This is a genomic window from methane-oxidizing endosymbiont of Gigantopelta aegis, assembly GCF_016097405.1.
Classification (GTDB): Bacteria; Pseudomonadota; Gammaproteobacteria; order Methylococcales; family Methylomonadaceae; genus Methylomarinum.
Genome location: NZ_JAEHGD010000002.1, coordinates 73,876 through 90,523 on the forward strand (window position 1 = coordinate 73,876; position 16,648 = coordinate 90,523).

Genomic DNA, 16,648 nt, shown 5'->3' on the forward strand with positions numbered 1-16,648 from the left:
TATAGGTGTCTCAGTGAGGCTGACAACAAAAGGCCGTTATGCGGTTACTGCAATGCTGGATTTGGCATTTCATAGTCAAAACAAACCGGTGACATTAACGGATATTGCAACGCGTCAAACCATTTCGCTCTCGTATTTAGAACAATTATTTGCACGTTTGCGTAAGGCCGGCATGGTGAAGGGTGTGCGTGGTCCTGGCGGAGGTTATCGTTTGAGTCGCCCGGCCGATGAAATCAGTATTGCCGACATCATCACGGCGGTGGATGAGCAGGTCGATTCGACTAAATGTGGTGGAGCGGGGGATTGTCAAAATAATTTGCCCTGTTTAACCCATGATTTGTGGATGGGCTTGAGCGAACAAATCCGACAGTATTTACAAGGGATTTCTTTAGCTTCTTTGATGGAAAAAGACTTTGTGAATAAAGTGGCAATGCGGCAAGATCAGGATGCGGCGGCGGTGATTAAATTCCAGACTCGGCAAGACCAGGTTTCAGTATAAAATGATTGTAAGCCTATGATCTATTTCGATCATAATGCCACGACGCCGCTTGACGAGGCGGTGTTCGATGCGATGCTGCCGTTTTTAAAGCGGTTTTATGGTAATCCCTCGAGTCTTTATCGGCTTGGGCGCTTATCACGAACGGCCATTGAGACGGCGCGTGAACAAGTGGCCGAGCTTGTAGGTGTTCATTCGTCTCAAGTTGTTTTCACCAGCGGTGGAACCGAATCGAATAATTTGGCTTTAGCGCAACTTGCGCCAGGACATCGTTGTGTGGCTTCAGCGATTGAGCACCCTTCCGTTTTAGCTGTTGTGCCTCAAAACCAGCCCATTACGACAGTGCCTGTCAATACTCAAGGCCAAGTGCTTGATGCGGCCATTGACGATTTGGGGTTAGAGGCTAATGATTTCATTTCAATCATGCGTGCGAATAATGAAACCGGTGTTGTCCAGGATATTGCGCCGGTTTTTGCCAGATTGCGTGAACAAGGTATCGTCTGTCATACCGATGCGGTACAAGCCGCCGGTAAAATAGCGCTGGAATTTGACGCATTAAATGCACAGTTGATGAGCCTGTCCAGTCATAAACTCTATGGCCCGAAAGGTTGTGGTGCGTTGATTGCCGCGCGTGATTTTACACTGAAACCATTGTTGCGTGGTGGTAGTCAGGAATCGGGGATTAGAGCGGGGACCGAAAATGTTGCCGCCATCGTCGGTTTTGGTAAAGCGTGTGAGCTGGCAAGGTCTGAACTTGAGCCACGCTGGCAACTTTTATTGCAATTGCGTTTGCATTTAGAAACGGAGTTAAAAAAGCTTCCGGGGTGTGTTATTTTTTCGGAAAAAGTGGATAGGCTGCCAAATACCGTTCAATTTTCGATTGCAGGGGTGGATGGTGAAATGTTGCAAATGCAATTGGATCAGAAAAATATCGCTGTTTCCAGTGCTTCTGCCTGTTCATCAGGTGGTGGCGAGCCTAGCGCGGTGTTGCTGGCTATGGGGGTTGATGAACAAACCGCAAAGGGCGCGATTCGTGTGAGTTTTGGCAAAGCGAATACGATGCAGGAAATCGATACATTTATTGAAAACTTAAAGAACATTATAAGGACTTGATATGGCGATTACATTGACCGAACGTGCGGCGAAACAAATTGAAAAACAATTGGCTAAAAGGGGCTCGGGCATTGGTTTAAGACTGGGCGTTAAGCCGTCAGGGTGTTCAGGTTATGCCTATGTTTTAGATTATGCCGAGCAATTGACCGATGACGATACCATTTTTGAGCAAAATGGCGTAAAAGTCATCGTCAAAAAATCTGACTTGGAATATTTAGATGGAGTGGAGCTTGATTATGCCCGCGAAGGTCTGAATGAGGCCTTCAAGTTTAACAATCCTAATGTCAAAGGGACCTGTGGTTGTGGAGAAAGCTTTTCTGTTTAGCTTTGTTTAAAGCGGTGAATTTGACGGCGTTGTTTTTTAGTCGGGCGTCTTTCTCGCTCTTTATGCGGTAATAATGCCTGCCGCTCCTTGTTTAAACGGATTTGTTCACGCCGTTTCTCAATGCTTTCAGTCTTTTCTTCGTACAGTAATACCGCTTCGCTGGCTGGCCTTCGCTGTTTGTTAATGCCTTTAACAGTAATATCCCAGCTGTATTGATCTTTGCTGATATGTAAGGCATCGCCAATTCTAACCTCTTTAGAGGGTTTACAGCGCTGGCCGTTGATATGAACCTTACCGCCCGAGACAGCCTCTGATGCGAGTCTGCGCGTTTTAAAAAAACGCGCAGCCCATAGCCATTTATCGATCCTAAGCTGAGTCAATTCATTCGACATCGTAACCCGCGTCTTTCCAGCTGTCAAAGCCTCCTGCCATGCTGACGGCTTTTTCGAACCCTAGTTTTTTTAAGGTTTCTGTGGCTAGCGCCGAGCGTCCGCCGGTTTTGCAATAGACCAGGATCGCTCTGTCTGTTGCATTTTGGAAAGCAGGGTGTGCACCAATCTTGAATTCCAACACGCCGCGCGGGATATTGATGGCATGAGGAAGATGGCCTTGACTGTATTCTTCAGGCTCTCTGACATCCAAAATAAGGTATTGATCAAGTTGCTGTTTAGCCTCGTCAATTGAGACTTCTTGAATATTTTGTTTGGCCGAGGCTACGAGATCCATTGCGGTTAAAGCCATTGTTTTCTCTCCAGTAGATTAAAAAATAGTATATTAGCAAAAAATGATATACATTAGCCACTGCTATTTTAGTGTTATTGCTATCAGGAATACAACGTTTTAGCTAAAATAAGATGAGTATCCGCTAATCGCGCTAGTTTCATCTAAGGTAATGCAATGAATTTTGAAAAAGTTGTTTTTGGTTTTTTTGTCGTTTTAGCACTCACATTGAATTTCGGTTTCTTTCTTGGTGAGCTTGATAATCCTGCACATCATAGTGTGTTCGAGCTATTTGCCGTTATTATTGTTAATTTTATCGCAACGGTTTTAAAGTTTGGTGATCGCTCACAAATTGGTGCGGTATTGTTGGCAACGAGCCTGGTGGCTGATTTACAGCTGGTGGCGGCGGCAACTTATTGGACGGTTGTGGTGCATGTGACCGAAACCGGGTTAACGCCAGAAGTGATGGCCAGTATCGTTTCTTTTACGGGCGGTGCCTTGATTGCCAATATCATATCAGCTGTGATTTTGGTTGCCGAAACATTAATGTCACGGCTATAAATAGCGTTCAGGCGGTCTTAATTCCTATGGCAGATGTCGTTGATATAAGCAGAGTTTCTTTTATTGTCATGCGCGAAATGCGCACGCCAATTATTGCACTGATTGTTGTTTATGCCATATCTATTCTTGGAATGGTTTTTATTCCAGGGCCGGTTATTGATGGAAAAACGCAGTATATGAGTATTTTTCATGCGTTTTATTTCATGACTTACACGGCAACGACAACGGGTTTCGGTGAAATTCCAATACCGTTTAGTGATGCGCAACGATTTTGGGCAATTGCTTGTCTGTATGTCAGTGTCATCACCTGGTTATATGCGATCGGGAGCATCATTCACTTGATGCAAAATCCATTTTTTATTCGGGCATTAGCCGAGTGGCGTTTTTCAAGGCAGGTGCGCAAGATTCCCGGGCCTTTTTTCATCATCTGTGGTTTTGGCGATACCGGCAGTGTGTTAACGCGCGGCTTGAGTGATTATGGTAAATCCGCCGTGATTATCGATATTGACGAAGAGCGGATTAAAGCTTTACAGCTTCGTAACTATACGGTGTCTATGCCGGGGCTTTGTGCCGATGCCGGCGTGCCAAAACATTTGCTAGAAGCGGGTATTCGAAGTCGCCATTGCAAGGCTGTTGTGGCCATTACCAATAACGAAGAAAGCAATTTGAAAATATCGGCGTTGGCGCGCGCGTTAAATAAGAACGTGGGCATTATCACGATGTCGAAAGTCGATGTATTTGAGGAAACATTAGTGACCTTAGGCGGTGAAGTACATATCGTCGATCCATTCAAAACCTATGCCAAGGTGTTAGCGGCGGCCATGCATAATCCTGGCTTTTATGCCTTGAATAATTGGCTGGTACGGGATCGTGGGGCGCGGCTGGATAAATATGTCAAGCCACCACAAGGAACCTGGATAATTTGTGGTTACGGGCGAATGGGGCATGAGGTTAACCGGGTGTTGACCAAATATAATATGAGAACATCGATTATCGACCCGGACCCCAAGAACACGACAAAAAACGAATATATCGAACATTATATCGTTGGTCGAACCACAGCTAAGACTTTATCGCAAGCCGGGATAGAGAATTCAGTCGGTATCATTGCAGCGACCGACGATGATGGCCATAATTTGGGTATTTTGTTGAATGCTCGCTATTTCAACAAGAATTTATTTACCATTGTTCGACAAAATCGACATCATAATGCAGTGGCATTCAATGCTTCGAATGTCGATATGATTATGCAGCCCTCTTTAGTCACTGCGCGAAAAATTCTATTCCTGTTGATTGCGCCGCTGCTAAAGAAGTTCTTCGGTTATCTGTTAGCGGATAAACCTGGCCGAGAAGCAGAAATGAAACAGGTTATCCGCTTGTTGCGTGAACGTATCGGCAAACGTAATCCACATTTGATTACAATTGAAGTTGATGAAGAACAGAGCAGTGCGTTGTTAAAACGATTACGATCGGGAAAGACAGTGCGTTTAGGCGATCTACAGCGCGACCCTAGAGACCGCGAGAAGCGGTTGGATATGGTTGTGTTTGTGATAAAGCAAGGGGATCAAGAATATATTTTGCCGAAAGATGATTTTAAGGTGAAAGAGGGTGACCAAATTCTGTTTTGCTCGACGCGTTTAGCCCATCGTTTGTTTAATGCAACATTGAATAATGAGTACAATCTGTTTTATGTGCTAGAAGGCAAGTATTTACCTAGAAGCAGCTTGATTCGATGGTGGTTGGCCAAAAGAGGCAAAAAAGGGCTGGTGCCAGGTAAATTTAAAGCCGAAGCTTGATGGTAAAGCCGCCTACACGGCGGCCTTAGAATTGCCTGAGACTTTAAGCGGTAATATGTTTTTTCAGGTTTTTGGGTAATGAGAAAACGACTTTTTCTTCGATACCTTCATTTTCTATAACGCTTTCGCCGCCCCATTGTTTGAGTTGGTTGATGACTTCCTGAACGAGAACTTCAGGCGCAGAAGCACCTGCTGTCACACCGACGACATCAACGCCATCTAGCCAGGATTTATCCATGTCTTGGTAGGTGTCTATCAGATAAGCGGGTTTTCCAAGTTGTTCGGCGATCTCGCGCAAACGATTGGAATTTGAACTGTTCGGCGAGCCGACCACTAGAATCAGGTCCGATTTTTCAGCTAGGTCATGTACCGCATCCTGGCGGTTTTGCGTGGCATAGCAGATGTCGTCTTTTTTCTGTTCTTGAATCGCCGGGAAGGTTTCTTTAAGTGCATCGACCATGACCTGGGTATCGGTCATCGAGAGCGTCGTTTGGGTGACATAGGCCAGATTTTCCGGGTTATTGACCTTTAGATTTTTAACGTCTTCAGGTGTTTCGACAAGATAAATATCGCCATTTTCGGTACATTTCTGATATTGCCCCATTGTTCCTTCGACTTCGGGGTGACCGGCATGACCGATCAGGATGACTTCCCGGTCTTGTTGGGCATGTTTAGCGACCTGGATATGGACTTTAGTCACTAGGGGGCAGGTTGCATCAAAAACAATCAGGTTACGCTCTTTAGCTTGTTGCTGGACTTTTTTGGACACGCCGTGCGCACTGAAAATCAAATAGGAGCCGATCGGAACATCGTTCAGGTCTTCGATGAAAATAGCGCCTTTTTCTTTGAGTTCATCGACGACGGTGCGGTTATGCACGACTTCATGGCGGACATAGATGGGAGCGCCAAACGCTTCGATTGTTTTATCGACAATTTCAATGGCGCGGTCAACACCGGCGCAGAAGCCGCGAGGATTTGCGAGTACAATTTGCATATCTTGAGTCTTTTACTAGGTTAAGTTAACAAGGATTTTACCCTAATTCATGGTCGGAGACGATAATTCCATCATTATCGGCATACAGAAAATGATCTTTTCTAAAATTGATGCCGGCAAAAGTAATCATGATATCGCGTTCGCCATGGCCGTGTTTACGGCTTTTTAGTGGGTGTGTGTTCAAGGCGCGAATACCGATCGGTAACTGGTTGATTTGATCGGAATCCCGAATACAGCCGTACACAATAATACCATTCCAGCCATTGTCTACAGCCATGCGTGCCAGATCTCCGCCGAGTAATGCGCAACGATGCGAGCCGCCACCATCAACGACCAGAATTCTGTTTTCAACGGTTTCTTGCAGTGCTTGCCTGATTAAGGTGTTGTCTTCGAATACGCGCAGTGTGCTTATTTGGCCATGAAAAGCGGTTTGTTGGCCGAAGCGTTTAAACAAGGGTTCGCCAATCTGAAAGTGCTCCTGCTCGGAGTAGCGGTCACAAAGGTCGGCTGTGGCATAGTGAGTCATTTTTTTCTCCATTACGAGTACAGTACCTTTTGGGTACTTTTTTAACTGATGTTACGCAGCGGCTCTTCAATCGCATTTACATAATCTTCCTTTCATCCTTACTGTACGGTTTCATTCTCTGTGTTCTCAGTAGTCTGAAGTGTCTATTCATTAGACCCATTCAAACCCGATCATCACCGCTTACCGAAATTTCTTGGGAATCGTCATTCCGGGGTAACGCAGTGGAAACAAAGGAATCCATAAAGTCACTGCGTAACATCAGTTTTTAATTGTCACCGTTATCGCTTTCAATCGTTATGTTTTAACTGAAAAATCGCCGTGGTGCGAATTATTCGTTAACGATAATGCGGCAGGCAGGAAGAATTCGCTGACCAGCAGAGGCTGGTTTTGAATCACATAGACAGTGCGTCTGCCCCAGATATTATCAGGCAATTTGGTTTGCTCACTCAAGTGGGGCGACCAGTATTTTTTTGCAATATGGCTGATTTGCAGTTGCCGGCGCTCAAGATTGGGATAGGCAAAGATGACTTCGCCTAAGGGCCGGGTGCCTAGGTGCGATAAATTGCGTTTGGCAATTTTAATGGTCTTTTCCGGTAAAATCGTTCGAGCTAGAATCAAAGGTGTATCGCCAGCATGCAGCAGGACTTCCCGAATCAGCTGATAGCGGTGGTGATCGAGTTTTAAGAGTGCGCATTCGCTAGGATAAGCAGGTTTCCATTGATGAAACAGGATTTTGACCTGGATTTGGCCGGGGTAACTGTCACGCAGCCGCTGGGTCAATGAGCTGGTTTCATAAATCCATGACTTGGCGGCTGTAGGAATTGGGTGGCGCAGATCGGGGCGGTTATTTTTCCAAGTGGGCTCTTTTAAGAATAGAAAACTGTTATTGCACGGCACGTTGTCGTCACACCTCGGCGTATGGGTTATGATGGCTGAGCCATCGGTCGATAATGTCAGGGATGGATTCTGGATGTTGCGAGAGGATGTATTGCGCGGCATCTTGCACCTTATCCAAAAGATGTTGATCGCGGCTCAACTCGACTATTTTAAAATTGATTTGGCCGGTTTGTCGTGTACCCATGACTTCGCCTGGGCCGCGTAAAGCCAGGTCTTTCTCGGCAATGACAAAGCCATCCTGGCTTTCGCGTAAAATAGCCAGACGCTGTTTACCGGTTTCGGACAAAGGGGCTTGATAGAGCAGCAAACAATAGCTGTCTTGTTGGCCACGTCCGACCCTGCCGCGTAGCTGATGGAGCTGTGAGAGACCTAAGCGTTCAGCATTTTCGATAATCATCAGGCTGGCGTTGGGTACGTCCACACCCACTTCAATGACGGTGGTAGCGACCAGCAAATCATACTGGTGTGCCTTGAAATCTTGCATAATGCGTTCTTTTTCAGCCGCTTTCATGCGTCCATGTACCAGCGCTATACGCAAATTTGGCAAGGCTTCAGCCAGATAGTCGGCCGTTTTTTCAGCCGCTTCACATTGTAAGCTGTCCGATTCTTCAATCAGGGTACAAACCCAGTAGCTTTGGTGTCGTTTCCCGGCCCATTGCCGAATTCTGTCGATGACTTCATCTCTTCGGCTAGCTGGAATCACGCAAGTAATGACAGGTTTTCGGCCGGGCGGCAATTCATCGATGATGGAAATATCGAGGTCGGAATACTGTAACATGGCCAGTGTGCGGGGAATCGGGGTTGCGGTCATCACCAACTGATGAGGCTTCATGCCGGTTGGCGTGGCTTTTTCGCGCAGTGCCAGGCGTTGATGGACGCCAAAGCGGTGTTGCTCATCGATGATAATCAGTCCCAGGCGGTCAAAATCGACTTGTTCTTGAAACAGGGCGTGCGTGCCGATGACGAGCCGGGCTTCGCCGCTGTTAATTGCACTCAGGGTCTGTGTACGCTGTTTGCCTTTGAGTTGGCCACTGAGAAAAAAGGGTTCAATACCTAATGGCAAGAGCCATTGCCGAAAATTGTTCAGATGCTGTTCAGCCAAAAGTTCGGTCGGTGCCATCAGTGCGACTTGATAACCTGAGGCATAGGCCATTAAGGCAGCGATTGCGGCGACGACGGTTTTACCCGATCCGACATCACCTTGTACCAGTCGGAGCATCGGTTTGTGTTGGCGGCAATCGTGTTCAATTTCAGCGATGACACGTTGCTGCGCCGAGGTGAGCTGAAACGGAAGCTGGCCGAGAAAGCGTTGTTTAAGTGCGTCATCATGTTCAAACGCTGGGGCTTGCCATTGTTTACTGTGCTGTTTGCCTTGCAGCATTTTTAAATGATGCGCCAATAACTCTTCAAAGGCTAGGCGGGCGAGGGCGGCGCGATGAGCATCCGAATCTGAATTTTGATAGGGTAATGGATGATGCAGAATTTCCAGGGCTTGTAAAAGCGGTGGGAAATTATATTGCTGGCATAGATGGTCGGGTAAATGGTCATCAAGTTGGCCGCCGAGTAATGTCAACGTCTGGTCGATGGCTTTACGCAGTGTGGCCTGGTGCAACCCCTCGGTAGTTGGGTAAACCGGCGTTAAGTGCTGTTCGGTTATTGTGTCTTGCGAATCGACAATCGTGTATTCAGGGTGTGACATTTCTAGACTCTGATAGCCATGGCGAATTTCGCCAAAACAGCGCAGACGTACACCGGGTTTAAGTTGTTTGAGTTGGCCGGCTGTGTAATGAAAAAAACGTAACGGAATGCTGCCGCTATCATCACGTAATAGTACGATCAGATTGTGTTTACCATGGGGTAAAACCGTTGTTGATTCGATAATACCGCTAATCAAGACCGATTCGCCGGCGGTAAGATGGGCAATATCATGACAACGGGTTTTATCCAGGTAGCGATAAGGGAGGTGAAACAGTAAATCTTGCAGGCAATGAATGCCCAGTTTTTTTAGCTTGGCAACCGATTGTGGGCCAATACCTTTGAGTATTGAAACCGGTTGCCGGGAGTTGTCCATGCTTGCCTTTAGGTGTCGTTTTAAATGCTGTAAGGCTCGTTGATTTCCATGATGGCATCCATTTCCACGCCAACGCCTTTGGGTAATGCGGCAACGCCGACTGCAGCGCGTGCAGGATAGGGCTGGTCAAAATACTCCCCCATGATTTCGTTGACAATAGGGAAATTAGCCAGGTCGGTCAGATAGACATTTAGTTTGACGATGTCGTTTAAACTGCCGCCGCCTGCTTCACAGACTGCACTCAGGTTTTCCAGAACACGCCGGATATGGTCTCGAATGTCACCATCGATAATTTCCATTGTTTCAGGGTCCAATGGAATCTGGCCGGATAAATAGACGGTTGTATCGACTTTGATCGCTTGAGAATAGGTGCCAATGGCTTGTGGGGCTTTATCGGTAAAAATAACGTGTTTGCTCATGATTTAGGCTTTGATTCGAGTAAGTTTTAAAACAATATTCAATTTTTTTAGTTTTCGGATGATATTGGCTAAATGTACCCGGTTTTTGACCGTCAGGGTGATAAGATCAACCGAAACACGCTCATCTTGCCCGACAACGGTGACATTTTCAATATTTGAATCCATGCTGGAAATGGTAGCGGCAATCGTTGCTAATGTGCCGCGTTGGTTTAACAACTCGAGGCGGATTTCAACCGGAAACTCACCTTGTGTTTCTTTACACCATTCTACATCCAGCCAGTTTGTCTGTTTTTTTCGGACATCATGGCTGTTGCGGCAATCTGAATGGTGTACCACAATGCCTTTGCCCGGGTTGAAAAATCCGATGATCGGGTCGCCGGGAATGGGATGGCAGCATTTTGCCAGGGTAACGACCATATCTTCTGTGCCCTTGATGATTAAGGGCGAGGCACTGGTTTGCTGTTCTGTGGTATCGAGTTTGACGGCGGCAGAAATATCAGACTGATTAAGACGTTTGGCAATCAATAGCGGCATTTTGTTGCCCAGGCCAATATCTTCCAGAAGTGCGTCCAGTGAATCCAGCTTCAAGGTTTGAAGAAGCTGTTGTATTTTGTCTTTGTCGATGTCATCTAGTGTTTGATGAGTAATAGCTTGTAATTCTTTGTCCAGCAGCCGCCGCCCGAGATCGATGGCTTCTTGTTGTTTGAAGTTTTTCAAATAGTTACGGATGCCGCTGCGAGCTTTGGCGGTGACAACATGGTTCAGCCATAGTGGGTTGGGTCTGGCCCAGGCGGCGGTGATGACTTGAACCGTCATGCCGTTTTCCAATTGTGTTTGTAACGGCACCAGCTTTTTATCGATGCGTGCGGATACGCAAGTGTTGCCAATATCGGTATGTACGGCATAGGCAAAGTCAATGATGGTTGCGCCGCGTGGTAACTTTATAATGTCACCTTCCGGGGTAAACACAAAGACTTCTTGTGGGAATAGATCTATTTTTAGATTTTCGATAAATTCTAGCGAATCGCCGGCACTTTTTTGGATTTCCAGTAAATCCCTCAGCCATTCGTTGGCTCTAGCCTGAGCGCTTTCATGGTTATCTGATTTATATAACCAATGCGCGGCAATGCCCGATTCTGACATGCGGTGCATTTCATGGGTTCTAATCTGGATTTCAATCGGTACGCCATAAGGGCCAATTAAAACGGTGTGCAGTGATTGATAACCATTGGCTTTAGGTAGTGCAATATAATCCTTGAAGCGACCAGGTATCGGTTTGAATAAATTATGCACGCAGCCCAGCGTCAGATAGCAGTCTTCAACGCTGTCGCAGTGGATGCGGAAGGCATAGACATCAAAAACATCGGAAAAAGGAATTTTTTTCTGCACCATTTTTTGATAGATGCTAGCGATATTTTTTTCTCGACCTTCTACTGTCGCTGTTATCCCGCTTTGTTGCAGACGCTGAGCGATTGCGCTTTGAATGGTGTCGATAATTTCTTTGCGATGGCCGCGAATTTTTTTGACGGCATGCTGCAAAACCTTGTAGCGACAGGGGTAAAGCGCCTTGAAGCCTAGGTGTTCCAGTTGGTGACGTATTTTATTCATACCCAACCGGTTGGCGATAGGCGCGTAAATTTCCAGTGTCTCTTTGGCGATGCGGCGTTTTTTATTAGCTGGCATGGCGCCAAGGGTTTGCATATTGTGTAAACGATCAGCCAGTTTAACCATAATGACACGGAAGTCTTTAGCCATGGCTAAAAACATTTTACGTACATTTTCCGCTTGTTTTTCGGCCCGGGATTTATTGTCAAGTTTGGTTAGCTTGGTGACGCCCTCGACTAAATCGGCGACTTCCGTACTGAACATGTCCGCCAATTGCTGGTAAGTGACGTCGGTGTCTTCGATGACATCATGCAGAATGGCCGCCATGATGCCGCGGGCATCCATGCGCATTTCGGCCAGCGTGATGGCGACTGAGACCGGGTGGCAAATATAGGCTTCGCCACTTTTTCGAACCTGGTGTTTATGCGCCTCTGCACCGACATGATAGGCGCGTACAATATCGTTGATTTGATCAGGCTCCAGATATTGATCCAGAATCTGACAGAGACGCCCGAATAGTTTATCTTCAGGCGTTTGCGGATCAGGGGGGCTAAGCGTTAAGTCGGTGTCGGGCATTAAAGCGTTTCAACTCGATTATCCGGGACGTCACCCACATTGTGAAGGAGATCGATGTTGTCTTCAGTTACCTTGCCGGCGGCAATTTCACGTAATGCCAGCACGGTGTTTTTGTCTTTTTCTGGTTCAACAAGAGGGTCCGCGCCTTTTTCCAGTTGTCTGGCACGCTTGCTTGCTAATAACACCAGCTTGAAACGATTTTCAATGGTTTCCAAACAATCTTCAACAGTAATTCTAGCCATTTTTTACAATCCAATAGTGATTTCAAACCCGGGTGATAACATATTCGAGTTTACGAAGGAACCTTTCATTATATAGGTGATTATTCCGCCAGGCAATGCTGGCGGAATAAGTTTGAAATCAGGCGCGTTGTTCTAGGATTTCAACGGCAGGTAACTTTTTACCTTCCAGAAATTCCAGAAAAGCACCACCACCAGTTGATGTGTAAGAAACACGATCGTTGATGCCATATTTATCGATAGCTGCTAATGTATCGCCACCGCCGGCAATTGAAAAGGCTGAGCTTTCGGCAATAGCCATTGCAACGGTTTTGGTGCCTTCACCAAATTGGTCGATTTCAAATACACCGACGGGGCCGTTCCAGACAATCGTTCCCGCCTTATGAATGATGTCAGCATATTGTTTGGCGGTTTCAGGGCCAATATCCAGAATCATATCGTCTTCGGCGACATCGGCGACGTTTTTGATGGTTGCTTCAGCAGTTTCAGAAAACTCTTTGGCGCAGACCACATCAACCGGAACAGGGATGTCTGAACCATTGGCTTTTGCCTGTGCCATCAAGCGTTTAGCCTCATCGACTAGGTCTTCTTCGTAGAGTGATTTACCAACCGGGTAGCCCGCAGCCACAATGAAGGTATTGGCGATACCACCACCAACGATGAGCTGGTCGACTTTTTGCGACAGGCTTTCGAGTACGGTGAGTTTTGTGGATACTTTAGATCCACCGACGATAGCGATCAATGGTTTGGTTGGATGTTCCAGCGCTTTGCCTAAGGCATCGAGTTCTGCGCTGAGCAAGGGGCCTGCACAGGCGACCGGGGCAAATTGTGCAACGCTGTGTGTGGAGGCTTGTGCTCTGTGCGCGGTGCCGAATGCATCCATGACGAAGATGTCGCACAAGGCCGCCATTTTTTTGCCAAGTTCAGGGTCATTTTTCTTTTCACCCTTATTAAAACGGACATTTTCACATAGCACGACTTCGCCAGGCGCAACCTCAACGCCGTCCAGCCAGTCCCGTTCCAAGCGAACAGGTTTTTCCAGCAATTCAGACATTCTGTCGGCGACAGGTGCCAAACTGAATTCTTCGGAAAACTCCCCCTCAGTTGGTCGGCCTAAATGCGACATCACCATGACGGCGGCACCTTTTTCGAGTGCCAGTTTGATGGTTGGGATACTGGCTTTGATTCTCAGGTCGCTGGCGACTTTGCCATCTTTAATCGGAACATTCAGGTCTTGCCGAATAAGAACACGTTTGCCGGAGAGATCAAGATCGGCCATTCGTTTTATTGCCATAGATTTTCCTCAAATTTTCAGTAATTGGACTCAGGTTAAAAGAGGCGCCACATTTGGGCACGATGCGGGATATTATAGAGTGTTCGCGGCAATAGCGCATGAAAATCCAGTTTACTCAACATCATTGAATCGCCGGCGAGTTTGTTCTTTAAATGCTCGGTATGCTTCGGCGTCGCCATAATCGAGGAAATGTTGATAACGGCTGTGCAAGGTACTAATGCGGCGGGCGTGTTTTATCGGGCACCAATATTGTTCTGTGCGTGCGGCGATTTCCTGGACATAGGCGATCAGGCCATTAAAGTAGCTGCAATAGGCGCAGTTGAGTTTTTCGATGATATTGAGATAGCTTAAATAATGCCGGTCAAAAACAATATAATCGTGGCGTTTTACTTTCGGGATTTTGTAAATTGGGAAGCAGATGGCCTGATAAAGACTGACACTGATATCGAGCATAATGGTAGGGAATAAAACGGCCCATATGATAGGCGCGCTGAGAATATTGCCAATAGAGGCATGGGAAAAATAATCAAAAAGGGATTGCAGTTGTTTTTTATGGCGTTGCCGAGTTGCTGGTTTAAAGGTGATATCTTCGGCGTTAATCTGATAGTTGGCATCCTGTTGTTTCTTCTGAATTTCGTCAACAAGTTTTTTTTCCAGGGCTTTTATTTCTTCGAGTAAGTCATTTACCGTGTTATTCATGATTAATTGTCCGCTTGTTAGTCAGGTTTTATCAATGCTTTCAGTTTTATTGGCCACTGCGGACTGAGTATACGATTCTTCAACGGGCGTTTTGAAAGCGCACATTGTGGCGCATTCCTATAAAGTTTGGCTTTTAATAAAGCCCGCCATTGCGTTCTTCCTCGGTTTCTTCCAGCGTGATGCCGGTATCTAGTGTGCCAGCGTTTTCAGCACCGAGCTTGATCATCAGGCGTACTTCATTTCTGGAGTCGGCAGAGTTTAAGGCATCTTCATAGCTTATTTTACCACTGGTGTAGAGATCATAGAGCGCTTGGTCAAAGGTTTGCATACCTTGTTCACGCGATTGTTTCATCAGTTCTTTTAATTTATGAACTTCACCTTTACGAATAAAATCAGAGGCTAACGGCGTATTCAGCAAGATTTCGACAGCAGGATAACGCCCTTTGTCGTCGGCCCGTCGGATCAGTTGTTGGGCTACAATGCCACGTAAATTCAAGGATAAATCCATAAATAATTGGCGGTGCATTTCATCGGGAAAAAAATGTAAAATTCGGTCTAGTGCCTGGTTTGCGTTATTGGCGTGCAAGGTGCAAAGACAAAGGTGACCGGTTTCGGCGAAGGTGATGGCATGTTGCATGGTTTCCCGGGTTCTAACCTCACCAATCAGAATAACGTCGGGTGCCTGGCGCAAGGTGTTTTTTAAGGCAACTTCATACGATTCGGTATCAATTCCCACTTCGCGCTGGGTGATAATGCAGCCTTTATGTGGATGCAAAAATTCAATCGGGTCTTCAATGGTGATAATATGACCGCTGCTGTTTTCATTGCGATGGTCAATCAAGGCGGCGAGGGAGGTTGATTTACCGGTACCGGTGGCACCGACAAAAATAATCAGACCTCTTTTGGTCATGATAAGGTCTTTTAAAATGGATGGGATATGTAATTCTTCTACGCTTGGAATATAAGTTTCAATGCGCCTTAACACCATTCCTGCCGCATCGCGTTGGGTAAATGCGCTGACCCGGAAGCGGCCTAATCCGGTACTGCTGATGGCAAATTGGCATTCTCGAGTGTGTTCAAACTCATCGCGTTGTTGTTGATTCATTACACCGAGAACAATTTTTTGGGTTTGTTCGGCAGTCAACGGAGTCTTGGATAAATCCATGATACGACCATCGACTTTTATCGAAGGCGGTCTGCCGGCGGTGATAAACAGATCGGAGGCCTTTTTTTCCATCACAATTTTTAACAGAGCATTAAAATCCATTGTTATCTCCTAGCGGAATTGGCTTTTATTAACTGCTTTGGCCATTGCTGTTTTCGCGGTAATCAGACCTTGGTCGACTAATTCTTTCAGGTTTTGATCCAGGGTTTGCATGCCTTCTTTGCGACCGGTCTGAATGGCAGAATACATCTGTGCTACTTTTGCTTCACGAATCAAGTTACGAATCGCGGGGGTACCAACCATGATTTCATGTGCCGCAATCCGGCCGCCGCCGATTTTTTTAAGCAGGGTTTGTGAGATGACCGCTTGCAGCGACTCAGATAACATAGAACGAATCATGTCTTTTTCTGCAGCAGGGAAAACATCGATAATCCGGTCGATGGTTTTAGCTGCCGATGTCGTATGTAAGGTGCCGAATACCAGGTGGCCAGTTTCGGCCGCTGTCAGCGCCAGACGAATGGTTTCCAAATCCCGCATTTCACCGACCAGGATAATATCAGGGTCTTCCCGCAATGCAGAGCGCAAGGCTTCGTTAAAACCGAGTGTATCGCGGTGGACTTCGCGTTGGTTAATCAAACACTTTTTACTTTCGTGAACGAATTCGATCGGGTCTTCAACGGTTAAAATATGAGCATATTCGGTGTTGTTGATATGGTTGATCATGGCGGCCAGCGTGGTCGATTTACCCGAGCCTGTCGGTCCTGTGACCAGAATCAATCCGCGGGGTTTTTTACACACTTCTTCAAAAAAACGGGGCGCTTTGAGCTGTTCTAATGAAAGTATTTCAGAGGGGATGGTTCTAAATACCGCGCCAGCACCGCGCTCCTGATTGAAGGCATTGACCCTGAAGCGGGCAACACCGGGCAAGGCAAAAGAGAAATCGGTTTCCAAAAATTCCTCATAATCACGTCGCTGTTTGTCATTCATGATGTCATAAATCAAGGCGTGGACCTCTTTATGATCTAAGGCTGGAATATTGATACGGCGAATATCGCCGTCAACCCGAATCATCGGGGGTAAGCCGGCGGATAAATGTAAGTCTGAGGCGTTACTTTTTACGGAGAAGGTTAATAATTCCGAAATATCCATTTT

Annotated in this window: 18 protein-coding genes; 5 read left to right on the top strand and 13 right to left on the bottom strand. The window is 46.4% G+C overall.

Going from position 1 to position 16,648, the window contains the following annotated elements; all coding sequences use genetic code 11:
* Positions 1 to 13 precede the first annotated feature (13 nt).
* Genes iscR through iscA form a run of 3 tightly spaced genes read left to right on the top strand, consistent with a single transcriptional unit; the run spans position 14 to position 1,934 of the window.
* Positions 14 to 499 carry a Fe-S cluster assembly transcriptional regulator IscR gene (gene iscR, locus JEU20_RS11135; protein WP_198246119.1) on the top strand — a complete coding sequence of 162 codons (486 nt, stop codon included), beginning with the start codon at positions 14 to 16 and terminating at the stop codon, positions 497 to 499.
* Between the two features lie 15 nt (positions 500 to 514).
* Positions 515 to 1,609, top strand: a complete 1,095-nt coding sequence (locus JEU20_RS11140) for a cysteine desulfurase family protein (protein WP_198246121.1) — start codon at positions 515 to 517, stop codon at positions 1,607 to 1,609.
* Between the two features lies 1 nt (position 1,610).
* Positions 1,611 to 1,934: an iron-sulfur cluster assembly protein IscA gene (gene iscA / locus JEU20_RS11145; protein ID WP_198246123.1), complete on the top strand. Its 324-nt coding sequence runs from the start codon at positions 1,611 to 1,613 to the stop codon at positions 1,932 to 1,934.
* Here iscA and JEU20_RS11150 read toward each other — a convergent pair.
* Together JEU20_RS11150 and JEU20_RS11155 are read right to left on the bottom strand one after the other, a co-directional pair.
* Positions 1,931 to 2,326: an RNA-binding S4 domain-containing protein gene (locus tag JEU20_RS11150; protein WP_198246125.1), complete on the bottom strand. Its 396-nt coding sequence runs from the start codon at positions 2,324 to 2,326 to the stop codon at positions 1,931 to 1,933. The genes iscA and JEU20_RS11150 overlap by 4 nt on opposite strands.
* On the bottom strand, positions 2,316 to 2,675 hold the full coding sequence (locus tag JEU20_RS11155) for a rhodanese-like domain-containing protein (RefSeq protein ID WP_198246127.1): 360 nt from the start codon (positions 2,673 to 2,675) through the stop codon (positions 2,316 to 2,318). The genes JEU20_RS11150 and JEU20_RS11155 overlap by 11 nt, the downstream gene beginning before the upstream one ends.
* A gap of 156 nt (positions 2,676 to 2,831) precedes the next feature.
* On the opposite strand from JEU20_RS11155, the gene JEU20_RS11160 reads away from it, so the two are divergent.
* Both JEU20_RS11160 and JEU20_RS11165 read left to right on the top strand, forming a co-directional pair.
* Positions 2,832 to 3,215 (top strand): DUF6394 family protein, encoded by a 384-nt coding sequence (locus tag JEU20_RS11160; RefSeq protein WP_198246129.1) that lies wholly within the window; start codon positions 2,832 to 2,834, stop codon positions 3,213 to 3,215.
* Between the two features lie 68 nt (positions 3,216 to 3,283).
* A complete protein-coding gene (locus tag JEU20_RS11165; protein WP_214657308.1) occupies positions 3,284 to 5,011 on the top strand; it encodes a potassium channel family protein in 1,728 nt (575 codons plus the stop codon).
* Positions 5,012 to 5,054: 43 nt separating this feature from the next.
* Here the strand turns inward: JEU20_RS11165 and ispH are convergent, their stop codons facing one another.
* The 11 genes from ispH to JEU20_RS11220 form a co-directional block, all read right to left on the bottom strand.
* On the bottom strand, positions 5,055 to 6,005 hold the full coding sequence (ispH, locus tag JEU20_RS11170) for a 4-hydroxy-3-methylbut-2-enyl diphosphate reductase (RefSeq protein ID WP_198246133.1): 951 nt from the start codon (positions 6,003 to 6,005) through the stop codon (positions 5,055 to 5,057).
* A 37-nt stretch (positions 6,006 to 6,042) separates the two neighbouring features.
* Entirely contained in the window at positions 6,043 to 6,531 is a 489-nt protein-coding gene (gene rraA / locus JEU20_RS11175; RefSeq protein WP_198246135.1) for a ribonuclease E activity regulator RraA, read from the bottom strand.
* Positions 6,532 to 6,825: 294 nt separating this feature from the next.
* Complete coding sequence (locus JEU20_RS11180; protein WP_245395233.1) at positions 6,826 to 7,428, bottom strand: chorismate--pyruvate lyase family protein; 603 nt, start codon at positions 7,426 to 7,428, stop codon at positions 6,826 to 6,828.
* Between the two features lie 7 nt (positions 7,429 to 7,435).
* Positions 7,436 to 9,586, bottom strand: a complete 2,151-nt coding sequence (gene recG, locus JEU20_RS11185; RefSeq protein ID WP_281066860.1) for an ATP-dependent DNA helicase RecG — start codon at positions 9,584 to 9,586, stop codon at positions 7,436 to 7,438.
* A complete protein-coding gene (locus tag JEU20_RS11190; protein WP_198246142.1) occupies positions 9,520 to 9,918 on the bottom strand; it encodes a RidA family protein in 399 nt (132 codons plus the stop codon). Before JEU20_RS11190 ends, recG begins: the two co-directional genes overlap by 67 nt.
* A 3-nt stretch (positions 9,919 to 9,921) precedes the next feature.
* Positions 9,922 to 12,099 (bottom strand): RelA/SpoT family protein, encoded by a 2,178-nt coding sequence (locus JEU20_RS11195; protein WP_198246145.1) that lies wholly within the window; start codon positions 12,097 to 12,099, stop codon positions 9,922 to 9,924.
* Complete coding sequence (gene rpoZ, locus JEU20_RS11200) at positions 12,099 to 12,341, bottom strand: DNA-directed RNA polymerase subunit omega (protein WP_198246147.1); 243 nt, start codon at positions 12,339 to 12,341, stop codon at positions 12,099 to 12,101. Before rpoZ ends, JEU20_RS11195 begins: the two co-directional genes overlap by 1 nt.
* A 118-nt stretch (positions 12,342 to 12,459) precedes the next feature.
* Positions 12,460 to 13,632 (bottom strand): phosphoglycerate kinase, encoded by a 1,173-nt coding sequence (locus tag JEU20_RS11205; RefSeq protein ID WP_198246149.1) that lies wholly within the window; start codon positions 13,630 to 13,632, stop codon positions 12,460 to 12,462.
* Positions 13,633 to 13,743: 111 nt separating this feature from the next.
* Positions 13,744 to 14,331 (bottom strand): hypothetical protein, encoded by a 588-nt coding sequence (locus JEU20_RS11210; RefSeq protein ID WP_198246151.1) that lies wholly within the window; start codon positions 14,329 to 14,331, stop codon positions 13,744 to 13,746.
* Positions 14,332 to 14,464: 133 nt separating this feature from the next.
* Positions 14,465 to 15,598 carry a PilT/PilU family type 4a pilus ATPase gene (locus tag JEU20_RS11215; RefSeq protein ID WP_198246153.1) on the bottom strand — a complete coding sequence of 378 codons (1,134 nt, stop codon included), beginning with the start codon at positions 15,596 to 15,598 and terminating at the stop codon, positions 14,465 to 14,467.
* Positions 15,599 to 15,607: 9 nt separating this feature from the next.
* Entirely contained in the window at positions 15,608 to 16,645 is a 1,038-nt protein-coding gene (locus tag JEU20_RS11220; protein ID WP_198246155.1) for a type IV pilus twitching motility protein PilT, read from the bottom strand.
* Positions 16,646 to 16,648 lie beyond the last annotated feature (3 nt).